Raw genomic sequence first — 11,009 nt, 5'->3', positions numbered from 1 at the left:
CTGCTGAACTAACAGTTACGCAGGCCCTGACCTGGGCTTGACCCGTCGGCAGCTCTGTGCTGACGGGAATGGGGCCCTGGTGCCACGACGCTGTGGGAACGGGCGCTGCGGGCGGTAGCCCTGCTGCCCGGTTTGCCGGCCCTGACTACTTGGTGCGGTCAGTGTCCGGCGCGGATCCGGAGTCCTGGTGAGCGGAGTTGCCGGCTGCCGGCTGGCTCTTGGCGGGCCTGGTGCCGACGGCTGGTTCCGTCACCGCTTCAGTTGGGGCGGAAGTGTGCCCCGGACCGCTTTGGTTATCAGGGAGATTATCACGTGACCCACTATCTGAGACACTCTTGTCCGAATGCCGGATGCTTTTGCCGTCGACCGGAACAGCCGCCAGTTCGCCGTCTTCGCGGTCCCCGGCCTTGGTGGCGCCGTCACTGACGGCCGCTGTAGCGCCGTCGCTGTCGGCGTCGCCGTCCGTGGCGGCCGGGACATGGCCGGCCAGGTACGGGGTGTCCGGTTCATCGCGCTTGCGGAGCCCCAGTGCAATAAACACGATCAGCGCCGCAACGAAGACGAAGATGCTGGTCCACACGTTGAGCCGGGTGGTGATGCCGAACAGGCTGATCTGTTCGGCATCGTCGATCCGCATGGCTTCGATCCAGACCCGGCCCAGGGTGTAGTACATGGCGTAGAGCCAGAACAGCCGCCCGCGGCGGAAGTGGAACTTCCGGTCCAGGGCCAGCAGGATCAGCACGCCTGCGATATTCCAGAGCGACTCGTAGAGGAACGTCGGGTGGAAGAGCGTATCGGCCGGCATGCCGGCCGGGAAGTTCGCGTTGTCGGCGTCGATCTGCAGGCCCCAGGGAAGGGTGGTGGGACCGCCGAAGAGCTCCTGGTTGAAGTAGTTGCCCCAGCGCCCCAGCGCCTGGGCGAGCAGCAGCCCGGGAGCGGCGGCATCGAGGAATGCGGTCAGCTTGACGCCTGCGCGGCGGCAGCCGATCCATGCGCCCACGGCGCCGAGCAGGACGGCCCCCCAGATCCCCAGACCGCCGCGCTGGATCTGCGGGATCAGGGACAGATCACCGGTGCCGTCAAAGCCGGGGCCGAAGTAGGCGTCCGGGGATGAGAACACGTGGTAGAGGCGGCCGCCGATAATGCCGAACGGGATCGCCCAGATGGCGATGTCCCACAGGCTGCCCTCCGGTGTACCGCGCTTGGTCCAGCGGACCGACGTCAGCCACAGGCCAACGACGATTCCGGCAAGGATGCACAGCGCGTAGGCGTGGATGCGCAGGGACCCCCACGGCAGCGGGATGTCGAATCCGGACCAGTCCGGGCTCGGAATGCTGGCGGGGAGCATGGCCGCCGCGTGGAGGACAGTCTGCATTGTTTAGGCTTCTTCCCTGGTCAGGCCGGTGCTGAGGTCTTTGGTCAGGGCGGCGACAGCGTCCACGCCGCCGTCACGGATGGCGGCGACCAATGCCGTGCCCACGATTACGCCGTCTGCATAGGCCGCGATCTCGCGGACCTGGCCGGCATTGGAGACTCCGAGGCCCACGCATACGCGTTCGGCTCCTGCAGCACGCGCGGCGGCAACGACGCCTTCCGCAGCGCTGCTGACGGAAGTCCGGGCACCGGTGACGCCCATGATGGACACTGCGTAGACGAAGCCGCGGCTGGCATCCACCGTGCGCTTCATACGCTCCGGGGAAGAGGACGGGGCGACAAGGAACACACGGTCCAGTCCGTACTTGTCCGAGGCACCCATCCATTCGGAGGCTTCGTCCGGAATCAGGTCGGGGGTGATGAGCCCGGCTCCCCCGGCTTCGGCCAGCTGGCGGGAGAACTCGTCCACGCCCATCCGGACTACGGGGTTCCAGTAGGTCATCACCAGGACGGCGGCGTCGGTCTTGCTGGTGATGCCGCGGACCACGTCGAAGACCTGGCGGACGTGGAAGCCCTTGGCGAGGGCCTCCGTGGTGGCAGCCTGGATGACCTGCCCGTCCATGACGGGATCGGAGTACGGGATCCCGATCTCGATCAGGTCGGCACCGTTCTCGGCCAGCGCGATGCCGGCGGCGATGGTGTCCTCCACGCTGGGGAAGCCGGCGGGCAGGTACCCGATGAGGGCGGCCCGCCCTTCAGCGCGTGCCTTGTCGATGGCGGCTGCCGATTTGCTGGTGCTGGTGATGTCCTGAACGCCGGTCACAGCTGTTCCCCTTCTTTGCCGATCTCGGCCTCAACGGAATCCTTGTCCAGCAGGTCGAACCATTCGGCGGCCGTGGCCACGTCCTTGTCCCCGCGGCCGGAGAGGTTAACGATCACGATCTTGCTGTCCGCGGGCTGGCCTTCGGCTGCAGCTTCGGCGGCGAGGCGCTGCCCCACCTTGATGGCTCCCGCCAGGGCATGTGCCGATTCGATGGCCGGAATGATGCCCTCGGTCCGGCACAGGACCCGGAAGGCATCCATGGCTTCGGCATCCGTGATGGGTTCGTAGCTGACGCGGCCGATGTCCGAAAGGTAGGCATGCTCCGGGCCGACGCCGGGATAGTCCAGGCCCGCGGAGATGGAGTGCGACTCGATGGTCTGCCCGTCGTCGTCCTGCATCAGGTACGAGCGCGCACCGTGGAGCACACCCGGCTTGCCCAGGCTGATGGTGGCGGCGTGCCGGCCGGTTTCCACGCCGTCGCCGCCGGCCTCGAAGCCGTAAATCCGCACGGAAGGATCGTCCAGGAAGCCGTGGAAGATGCCGATCGCGTTGGAGCCGCCGCCGATGCAGGCACAGACGGCGTCCGGCAGCCGGCCGGCCTGTTCCAGGATCTGGGCGCGGGCTTCTTCACCGATGACCTCGTGGAAGTACCGCACCATCGCCGGGAACGGGTGGGCACCGGCGGCCGTGCCGAGCAGGTAGTGGGTGTGGTCCACGTTCGCCACCCAGTCGCGGAGCGCCTCGTTGATGGCGTCCTTGAGCGTCTGCGATCCGCTGGTCACCGGAATGACCGTGGCGCCCAGGAGCTCCATGCGGGCCACGTTCAGGGCCTGGCGCCGGCAGTCCTCGGCGCCCATGTACACCACACACTCGAGGCCCAGCAGGGCGGCGGCCGTTGCGCTGGCTACGCCGTGCTGGCCCGCACCGGTCTCGGCGATCACGCGGGTCTTGCCCATGCGCTTGGCCAGCAGGGCCTGGCCCAGGACGTTGTTGATCTTGTGCGAACCGGTGTGGTTCAGGTCCTCGCGTTTGAGGAAGATGCGGACTCCCCCGGCGTGCTCCGCGAAGCGCTTGGCCTCGGTCAGCAGGGACGGACGGCCGGAGTAGTTCTTGTTCAGGTCCTTGATCTGGGCGACGAATTCCGGGTCGGCCTTGGCCTTTTCGAAAGTGTCTTCCAGCTCATCCAGGGCCGCGATAAGGGATTCGGGCATCCAGCGCCCGCCGTAGGAGCCGAAGTACGGACCCGGCGCGTGGCGCAGGGACCGGTCTCCTTGCAGAAATGCGTCCGCGGTGCCCTCATCAGAGCCGGTTGTTGGCGCGTCGACCATCGGTCTCACCATCCTGTTCCACTGTTCATAAGAAAAATCGGGTGGCACCCGGCGTCAGCAGACTGATGCCGGGCGCCCCGGTCGTCAGACCCGTGCTGCGATGGCTTCCGCCCCGGCTGCGGTAAATTCGGCAATCCGCTCACGCGGGGTTGCGTCGCTCACAAGGGCTTCACCCACGAGGACGGCGTTGGCGCCGCTCGCGGCGTAATGCCGGACGTCGTCCACGCCGCGGACACCGGACTCGGCAACGATGACCGCCTCCGGAGGGATGCCGCCGGAAAGGGAGGCAAAAACGGAACGGTCGACGTCGAGCGTCTTGAGGTTGCGGACGTTGACGCCGATAATCCGGGCGTCCGCCGCTACGGCGCGCTCGATTTCTTCTGCCGTGTGCGTCTCCACCAGGGCGTTCATGCCCAGTTCACGGGTGAGCTGGCTGAAGTCGCGCAGTTCCGCATCGGTCAGCGAAGCGACGATCAGCAGGATCAGGTCCGCACCGTGCGCGCGCGCTTCCCAGATCTGGTATTCGTCGACGGTGAAGTCCTTGCGAAGCAGCGGAACGTCGACGGCTTTCCGGACGGCGTCGAAATCGGCGAGGGACCCACTGAACCGGCGCTGCTCGGTGAGCACGCTAATAACGGACGCACCGCCGTCGGCGTATTTGACGGCCAGCTCGGCGGGATCGGCGATGCTCGCCAAATCGCCCTTGGAGGGGCTGCGCCGCTTGATCTCCGCTATGACCTTCAGCTGCTTCCGCGTCGAGTCATCCCCGCCGAGGGCTGCCCAGGCGTCACGTGCGGGCGCGGCCGCTGCGGCGCGGTCCTTCAGTTCGGCGAGGGACACCAGGCGCCGGCGGGCCTCCATGTCCTCCCGTGCACCGGCATTGATGTCATCGAGAACAGTCACTGCTAGTGGCCGGAGTTCTTCAGCTTGCTGCCGTCCACGCCGTAGCCGGCCTTCCGCATAATCCAGCCGAGCAGCAGGCCGATCACCATAACTGCCGCGCCGGCAATGAAGATCGGGGTGCTGGCGATGACAAAGGCGATGGACGCAATGAGGGCGCCCACCAGCATAACGATCACGCACGTCCAGGCGGCCGGGCTGTTGCCGTGGCCGAGGTCTGCGCTGTGGTCGACGCCGGTGTTGACGTTCTGGGCAGCAGCGGATTTGGATGCGGAAACAGTGGCTTTGCTCATGGAAATCTCCTCAGGATGAATACTGCTTACATTCTGCCATTTTTTGGCGGCACCTTGGACATCGGCCGGGTACACCGGCGGTCCCGGCTTACGTGGGATCGTCGCCCCGGGACAGCCTGTCCCAGCTGTCGATCTCGTCCGCGGGGCCATCGGAAGCACCGGCCGCTGCGGCGTCATATTTGGTCCGCGCTTTCCAGTGCCGGCCCGCCGGAATGATCAGCAGGGCACTTAGCCCCAGCAGGACGCCGGCGACGACGGCGAGTGCCGGGAAGGCTGAGACGCTCACCTGGACGCTGCTGCCGGTGATGCCGGTGGCGGCGGCGATGGACCCCTGGGCTGCTGCGAGGGGGTCCGCCATCACGGTCACGGCTGCTGCCACGATCCCCACCGATGCCAGGACAATGATCGCCGTGATGATCCAGCGGGCAATCCGGCCGGCGATCGAGGCGGCGAGGCCGCCGGCCAGCGCCACGAGTGCCAGCGCGGTGACGGTGGTGGCCGCTTTGCTGCCCTGTACCTGCAGGCCGTCCTGGCTGTTGACGGCCTGGCCCAGCTGGGCCGGGTCCAGGTGGACGGTCAGCCACGTCTGGGTTGTGGTGCCGAAGGCGGCCAGGGCCATCGCGGCTATAACCAGGACCAGCGTGGACTTCCGCGCCCACACCGGAGCGCCGGTCCGTTTCCTGGCGGGTTGGCTTGCCTTGTCTGCCATGACGCCCATCAATGGGCCGCTGTGTCTGTGCCGGCAGCATCGCCCGGCTCCGCAACGGAATCGGCCGTGATGTTGTGCAGTGACCCCGCCGTGTGGACGGCCCGCAGCGGCGCGGCAGCCTTGTTGACCGTTTCCAGGGCTTCCGTCGGGTTCACCGAGTCGGCAACGATGCCGCCGCCGGCCTGGACGTAGGCGCGGCCGTCGCGGAGCAGCGCAGAACGGATGGCGATGGCCATGTCCATGTCGCCGGCAAAGTCCAGGTAGCCCACTACGCCGCCGTAGATGCCGCGGCGGTGCGGTTCCAACTCGTCGAGGAGCCGCAGGGCACGGGGTTTCGGGGCGCCGGAGAGAGTCCCGGCCGGGAACGTTGCCTTCAGCACGTCATAGGCTTTGGCGGTCGGGGCGAGTTTGCCCACCACCGTGGACACCAGGTGCATGATGTGGCTGAAGCGCTCCACTTCCATGAACTGCGTGACATCCACCGTGCCGGCTACGCACACCTTGGAGAGGTCGTTACGGGACAGGTCCACCAGCATGAGGTGCTCGGCGCGTTCCTTCTGGTCGGCAAGGAGCTCCTCGGCAAAGGCCTTGTCCGCCTCCACGGTCTTGCCCCGGGGACGTGATCCGGCGATGGGGTGGGTGATGACCTCCTCGCCGGTGACCGTCACAAGGGCCTCAGGGGAAGAACCCACAATCGAGTACTGCCGGCCGGCGGCGTCTTCGAGGCTGAAGATGTACATGTACGGGCTGGGGTTGGTATTCCGCAACACCCGGTACACATCCAGCGGATCGGCACCGCACTCCATTTCGAAGCGGCGGGAGATGACCACCTGGAACACTTCCCCGTCAACGATCGCTTCCTTGCCGCGGTCCAGGGCAGCCAGGTAGTCGGGCTCATTCCAGCGTTCCTGGACACTGGAGGCAAAGTCCAGGGCGGCCGGTTCCAGCACCGAAATCGGCTGTTCCACGGGAGTGCTCACCTTGGCCAGCAGCGCCTTGACCCGGGCCACGGCATCGTGCCAGGCCTCATCCACGCGTTCCGTGCTGTTGTCGAAGTTGATGGCGTTCGCGATCAACAGGACAGTGCCGTCCATGTTGTCGTGCACTGCCATGTCCGTGACCAGGTTCAGGGCCAGTTCCGGAAGTTCCAGGTCGTCCTCGGGCGGGCTGGTGAGTTTTTCCCAATGCCGTACGGTTTCCCAGCCGAGGAAACCGACCAGGCCCGAGGTGAACGGCGGCAGGCCTTCGAAGCGGTCGGTGCGCAGGGCTTCCACGGTGTCACGGATGGCATCCACGGGGTTCCCGTCGACCGGCACGCCGGCAGGCGGCTCTCCCAGCCAGTGCGCCTGCCCGTCCTTGGTGGTCAGGGTGGCGCGGGACTTGGCGCCGATAAAGGAATACCTGGACCACGAACCGCCCACGGCCGCGGACTCCATCAGGAAGGTGCCGGGCTGGCCGTTCGCCAGCTTGCGGTAGAGCCCGATGGGGGTCTCGGCGTCGGCCAGGACCTTCAACCGGACGGGGATGACACGGCTGTGGCTGGCGAGCTCCCGGAATTCCTCGAGGCCCGGGCTGATGATTCCAAGGTCCTGCATGGCTATGGTTTTCCGCCTGTTCTTGAGTGGTGCCTGAATCGTGTGGTGGGGGTCCGGCGCCTGCGCCGCACCCTGCCTGAACGGTGCTAGCTGGCGTTCCCGGCGGCGCCGGCAACGACGGGAAGCCCTCGGCCGTCGAAGCAGGTGCGCGTGCCCGTGTGGCAGGCCGCTCCGACCTGGTCCACGCGGACCAGCAGGGCGTCGCCGTCGCAGTCCAGTGCAACGGATTTGACCCATTGCACGTGGCCGGAGGTGTCTCCCTTGCGCCAGTACTCCTGGCGGGACCGGGAGTAGAACGTCACCCTCCCGGAGGTCATGGTGCGCCGCAGTGCCTCGTCGTCCATCCAGCCGAGCATGAGCACCTCGTTGGTGTCGAACTGCTGGACGACGGCGGCTACAAGCCCGGCGGCGTCGCGCTTCAGGGCGTCCGCCACTTCGGCAGGCAGGACAGGTACGGGGGCGGGGGCGGGCTGCTCAGACATCAGACCAAGTCTAGTGCCTCACCGAAGTGTGACGATCAGGGTCAAAATCGGAGGCGCTTCCACTGCGCAACTCGCGGCCTCTCGTGCTAGTTTCACAAGTGATGCATTTCGTCGATCCGTCCCGAGAAGTCCTGGCCGAAACCCTGCTGGCGGCCGGCCCTGACTCCCCCACGCTCTGCAGGGGCTGGCGCACGCGCGACCTCGCCGCACACCTCTACCTGCGCGAACGCAAGGCAGGCGTCGGGCTTGGCCTGATCATCAAGAGCCTGGCCAAAGCCTCCGACGAGGCCACCGCGAAGCTTGCCGCCAAACTCAAGACCACCGAGGACTACACCCGGCTGGTCAACACCTTCCGGGCCGGTCCCCCTGCGCTGTCGCCGCTGAGGATCAAGGCCCTGGCGGAGAGCTCCAACCTCATTGAGTACTTTGTGCACACCGAGGACGTCCGCCGGGCCGTGGACCGCTGGGCACCGCGTGCCCTGGATGAGGAATACTCCGACGCCCTTTGGGATGAGCTCATCAAACGCGCAGCCATTCTGTACCGCGGGGTGGACCTGGGCATCGTGCTGGTGCGGCCTTCCGGTCCGCGTCACGTCGCCAAACGCGCTCCCGTGTCGGTGGCCATAGTCGGCGAACCGGGCGAACTGCTGATGCACGCCCATGGACGCACCCACCATGCGCTGGTGACCTTCGAAGGTCAGCCGGACGCCGTCGCGCTCCTCCAGTCAGCCGAAGTCGGACTCTAGCAGCGGCCCGTTGGTTATGTTGGTCGAAATCAAGGTTTCGGCAAGCCCAACCGCCGGAGAGCCCCAAGCTCAACCAGTGGTGGCTAGCGGACCTCGAATCCTGCTTCGCGGATGGCGGTCTTAACCTGCGAGATCATGTCCACGGGACCGAAGTGGAAAATCGACGCCGCCAGCACGGCGTCCGCTCCGGCCGCGACGGCGGGCGGAAAGTGTTCGGGCTTGCCTGCCCCGCCGGAGGCGATGATGGGCACCCTGACGGCGGCACGGACCAGCCGGATCAATTCGATGTCGAAGCCGTCCTTGGTTCCGTCGGCATCAATGGAGTTGAGCAGGATCTCCCCGACGCCACGGTCCGCGGCTTCGCGCGCCCACTCGATGGCGTCGATCCCGGTCCCCTGCCGGCCGCCGTGTGTGGTCACTTCAAAACCCGAGGCCGTGGGTTCTGATCCGGGGCGGGTACGCCGGGCGTCCACGGACAGGACCAGGACCTGGGACCCGAAATGCCGGGTGATTTCGTCAATGACGTCCGGCCGGGCGACGGCCGCCGTGTTGATCGAGGCCTTGTCCGCGCCGTAACGCAGGAGCTTGTCCACCTCGGCCACACCGCGGACGCCGCCGCCGACGGTGAGCGGAATGAAGACTTCCTCGGCAGTGCGGCGGACCACGTCGAAGGTGGTTTCGCGGTTGCCTGAGGAGGCGGTGACGTCCAGGAAGGTCAGTTCGTCCGCCCCGCCGTTGTCGTAGCGGTGGGCCAGTTCCACGGGATCGCCGGCGTCCCGGAGGCCCTCGAAGTTGATGCCTTTGACCACGCGGCCGGCATCAACGTCCAGGCACGGAATGACGCGCACTGCTACAGCCATGATGTCTCCTGAGGGTTTCGCTGGTGGGAGATGCGGTGGAGACCGCAGAAACGGGCAGGGCCTAAACGGTCAAGCTCAGATCCGGCAAGCGTGGATGCTGCTGACCAGGATGGCGCGGGCGCCCAGATCGTAGAGCTCATCCATGATCCGGTTGGTTTCCTTCTTCGGGACCATGGAGCGCACGGCAACCCAGTCGGAGTCGCGCAGCGGGGAGACCGTGGGCGATTCCAGGCCCGGCGTGAGCGCCGCGGCCTGCTCCACGAGTTCCTTGCGGATGTCGTAGTCCATCAGGACGTACTGCCGGGCCACGAGCACACCCTGCAGCCGGCGGATCAGGACCTCGATCTCCTTGGCCGTGCCGTTCGCGGCGCCTTCCTGTCCGGTGCGGCGGATCAGCACCGCCTCCGATTTCAAGATCGGTTCGCCGAAGATTTCCATCCCGGCCGCCTTGAGCGTGTTGCCGGTTTCGACGACGTCGGCAATCGCGTCCGCCACGCCGAGCCGCACCGAGGATTCCACGGCGCCGTCCAGGCGGACCACCTTGGCATTGATGCCGCGCTCGGCGAGGTAGCCGCGCAGGAGGCCGTCATAGCTTGTGGCCAGGCGCTTGCCTTCGAGCTCTTCCACCTTGGTGAAGTCACCCACGGGACCGGCGAACCGGAAGGTCGAGGCGGCAAAGCCCAGCGGCAGCAGTTCCTCAGCCTCCACCTCGGCGTCGAGGAGGAGATCACGGCCGGTGATGCCGACGTCGAGCGTTCCCCTGCCGACGTAAACCGCGATGTCGCGCGGGCGGAGGAAGAAGAATTCAATGTCGTTGTCCGGGTCCACCATGACCAGTTCGCGGGTATCGCGGCGCTGGCGGTATCCGGCTTCGGACAGCATGGCCGAAGCCGCTTCGGACAGGGATCCCTTGTTGGGGACGGCAACTCGCAGCATGGGGGTCTTTCTGGGTTAGGAAGTCTTGGTTACAGGCAATCGGCCACGCTCAGCATGGCTACAGATGCTTGTAGACGTCTTCCAGGGTCAGGCCTTTGGCGAGCATCAGAACCTGCAGGTGGTACAGGAGCTGGGAGATTTCCTCGGCGGCGGCCTCATCGGATTCGTATTCGGCAGCCATCCATACTTCGGCGGCTTCCTCCACGACCTTTTTGCCGATGCCGTGGACTCCGGACTCCAATTCTGCGACGGTGCGGGAGCCTGCCGGACGGGTGGCTGCCTTCTCACTCAGTTCTGCGAACAGCGTCTCGAAATTCTTCACGCCCTCCAGCCTACTTGCTCCGGGCCTGGCCCCGCCTCTCGGGCCGTTCCATGACGGCGTCGAAGTGAGGCAACACACAGCCACCGCGGCACCGGAGCAAGCAAGGGGCGCCTAGCTGTACTGCTTCAGGATGACTGCAGTGGCCAGCGCGGCGGTGACGGCTTCGTGGCCTTTGTCCTCCTTGGACCCGGGCAGGCCCGCGCGGTCCAGGCCCTGCTGCTCGGTGTCGCAGGTGAGCACACCGAAGCCAACCGGAACGCCGGTGTTGACGCTGACGTCGGTCAGCCCCATCGTGGCCGCTTCGCAGACGTACTCGAAGTGCGGGGTTCCGCCGCGGATCACCACACCAAGGGCCACAACGGCGTCGAAGTGCTTGGCCAGCCGGGCCGCGGCCACGGGGAGCTCAAAGCTGCCGGGAACCCGCAGGACGGTCGGTTCGCTGATCCCGGCGTCCTTGGCAGCGCGCAGCGCGCCGTCCAGCAGCCCGTCCATGATCTGGGTATGCCAGCTGGCGGCCACAATGGCCAGCTTCAACTGCGACGTCTCCGCCGGGTTGAGGGTTGTGAGGTCAATCTCCGGTGCGCCGTGTCCACTCATCTAAAGTCTCCTGCTTCGTTCTGTTTTCGTCAGTCTTATTGGTG

General features: G+C 66.4%; 13 protein-coding genes. 1 reads left to right on the top strand and 12 read right to left on the bottom strand.

What is annotated here, in order from left to right; translation table 11 throughout:
* Positions 1–145: 145 nt before the first annotated feature.
* The 8 genes from lgt to hisI form a co-directional block, all read right to left on the bottom strand.
* Positions 146–1,375 (bottom strand): prolipoprotein diacylglyceryl transferase, encoded by a 1,230-nt coding sequence (gene lgt, locus JOE41_RS19465; RefSeq protein WP_209753277.1) that lies wholly within the window; start codon positions 1,373–1,375, stop codon positions 146–148.
* A gap of 3 nt (positions 1,376–1,378) precedes the next feature.
* The gene (trpA, locus tag JOE41_RS19460; RefSeq protein ID WP_209753276.1) at positions 1,379–2,197 is read right to left on the bottom strand and encodes a tryptophan synthase subunit alpha; all 819 of its coding nucleotides are present in this window, start codon (positions 2,195–2,197) and stop codon (positions 1,379–1,381) included.
* Positions 2,194–3,525: a tryptophan synthase subunit beta gene (gene trpB / locus JOE41_RS19455; protein ID WP_011691548.1), complete on the bottom strand. Its 1,332-nt coding sequence runs from the start codon at positions 3,523–3,525 to the stop codon at positions 2,194–2,196. The genes trpA and trpB overlap by 4 nt, the downstream gene beginning before the upstream one ends.
* 84 nt (positions 3,526–3,609) lie before the next feature.
* Complete coding sequence (trpC, locus tag JOE41_RS19450; RefSeq protein ID WP_209753275.1) at positions 3,610–4,428, bottom strand: indole-3-glycerol phosphate synthase TrpC; 819 nt, start codon at positions 4,426–4,428, stop codon at positions 3,610–3,612.
* A 2-nt stretch (positions 4,429–4,430) separates the two neighbouring features.
* Positions 4,431–4,718 carry an HGxxPAAW family protein gene (locus JOE41_RS19445; protein WP_011691546.1) on the bottom strand — a complete coding sequence of 96 codons (288 nt, stop codon included), beginning with the start codon at positions 4,716–4,718 and terminating at the stop codon, positions 4,431–4,433.
* Between the two features lie 88 nt (positions 4,719–4,806).
* Positions 4,807–5,436, bottom strand: a complete 630-nt coding sequence (locus tag JOE41_RS19440; protein WP_374068578.1) for a Trp biosynthesis-associated membrane protein — start codon at positions 5,434–5,436, stop codon at positions 4,807–4,809.
* Positions 5,436–7,022, bottom strand: coding sequence for an anthranilate synthase component I (locus JOE41_RS19435; protein WP_209753273.1), 1,587 nt, complete (start codon positions 7,020–7,022; stop codon positions 5,436–5,438). The genes JOE41_RS19440 and JOE41_RS19435 overlap by 1 nt, the downstream gene beginning before the upstream one ends.
* Before the next feature lie 86 nt (positions 7,023–7,108).
* Positions 7,109–7,504 (bottom strand): phosphoribosyl-AMP cyclohydrolase, encoded by a 396-nt coding sequence (gene hisI / locus JOE41_RS19430; RefSeq protein WP_209753272.1) that lies wholly within the window; start codon positions 7,502–7,504, stop codon positions 7,109–7,111.
* 101 nt (positions 7,505–7,605) lie between these two features.
* Here hisI and JOE41_RS19425 point away from each other — a divergent pair, with 101 nt between their 5' ends.
* Complete coding sequence (locus tag JOE41_RS19425) at positions 7,606–8,250, top strand: TIGR03085 family metal-binding protein (protein WP_209753271.1); 645 nt, start codon at positions 7,606–7,608, stop codon at positions 8,248–8,250.
* Between the two features lie 83 nt (positions 8,251–8,333).
* Here the strand turns inward: JOE41_RS19425 and hisF are convergent, their stop codons facing one another.
* The 4 genes from hisF to ribH all read right to left on the bottom strand — a co-directional run bounded on the left by hisF (position 8,334) and on the right by ribH (position 10,965).
* Positions 8,334–9,110 (bottom strand): imidazole glycerol phosphate synthase subunit HisF, encoded by a 777-nt coding sequence (gene hisF / locus JOE41_RS19420; RefSeq protein ID WP_011691541.1) that lies wholly within the window; start codon positions 9,108–9,110, stop codon positions 8,334–8,336.
* A gap of 75 nt (positions 9,111–9,185) precedes the next feature.
* Positions 9,186–10,046 (bottom strand): ATP phosphoribosyltransferase, encoded by an 861-nt coding sequence (gene hisG, locus JOE41_RS19415; RefSeq protein ID WP_011691540.1) that lies wholly within the window; start codon positions 10,044–10,046, stop codon positions 9,186–9,188.
* A gap of 58 nt (positions 10,047–10,104) precedes the next feature.
* Positions 10,105–10,368, bottom strand: coding sequence for a phosphoribosyl-ATP diphosphatase (locus JOE41_RS19410; protein ID WP_028270786.1), 264 nt, complete (start codon positions 10,366–10,368; stop codon positions 10,105–10,107).
* Positions 10,369–10,479: 111 nt separating this feature from the next.
* A complete protein-coding gene (gene ribH / locus JOE41_RS19405; RefSeq protein ID WP_209753270.1) occupies positions 10,480–10,965 on the bottom strand; it encodes a 6,7-dimethyl-8-ribityllumazine synthase in 486 nt (161 codons plus the stop codon).
* Positions 10,966–11,009 lie beyond the last annotated feature (44 nt).

The sequence above is a fragment of the Arthrobacter sp. PvP103 genome (genome assembly GCF_017833075.1).
Lineage (GTDB): Bacteria > Actinomycetota > Actinomycetes > Actinomycetales > Micrococcaceae > Arthrobacter.
The sequence above is the reverse complement of the archived record's forward strand: the minus strand, read 5'-3'. Positions and strand labels throughout refer to the sequence as shown.

What these genes read in the sequence shown, in the direction of transcription:
- lgt (WP_209753277.1), bottom strand. Translation starts at nt 1,375, where the DNA reads ATGCAGACTGTCCTCCACGCGGCGGCCATGCTCCCCGCCAGCATTCCG.
- trpB (WP_011691548.1), bottom strand. Translation starts at nt 3,525, where the DNA reads ATGGTCGACGCGCCAACAACCGGCTCTGATGAGGGCACCGCGGACGCA.
- JOE41_RS19445 (WP_011691546.1), bottom strand. Translation starts at nt 4,718, where the DNA reads ATGAGCAAAGCCACTGTTTCCGCATCCAAATCCGCTGCTGCCCAGAAC.
- JOE41_RS19440 (WP_374068578.1), bottom strand. Translation starts at nt 5,436, where the DNA reads ATGGGCGTCATGGCAGACAAGGCAAGCCAACCCGCCAGGAAACGGACC.
- JOE41_RS19435 (WP_209753273.1), bottom strand. Translation starts at nt 7,022, where the DNA reads ATGCAGGACCTTGGAATCATCAGCCCGGGCCTCGAGGAATTCCGGGAG.
- hisI (WP_209753272.1), bottom strand. Translation starts at nt 7,504, where the DNA reads ATGTCTGAGCAGCCCGCCCCCGCCCCCGTACCTGTCCTGCCTGCCGAA.
- JOE41_RS19425 (WP_209753271.1), top strand. Translation starts at nt 7,606, where the DNA reads ATGCATTTCGTCGATCCGTCCCGAGAAGTCCTGGCCGAAACCCTGCTG.
- hisF (WP_011691541.1), bottom strand. Translation starts at nt 9,110, where the DNA reads ATGGCTGTAGCAGTGCGCGTCATTCCGTGCCTGGACGTTGATGCCGGC.
- hisG (WP_011691540.1), bottom strand. Translation starts at nt 10,046, where the DNA reads ATGCTGCGAGTTGCCGTCCCCAACAAGGGATCCCTGTCCGAAGCGGCT.
- ribH (WP_209753270.1), bottom strand. Translation starts at nt 10,965, where the DNA reads ATGAGTGGACACGGCGCACCGGAGATTGACCTCACAACCCTCAACCCG.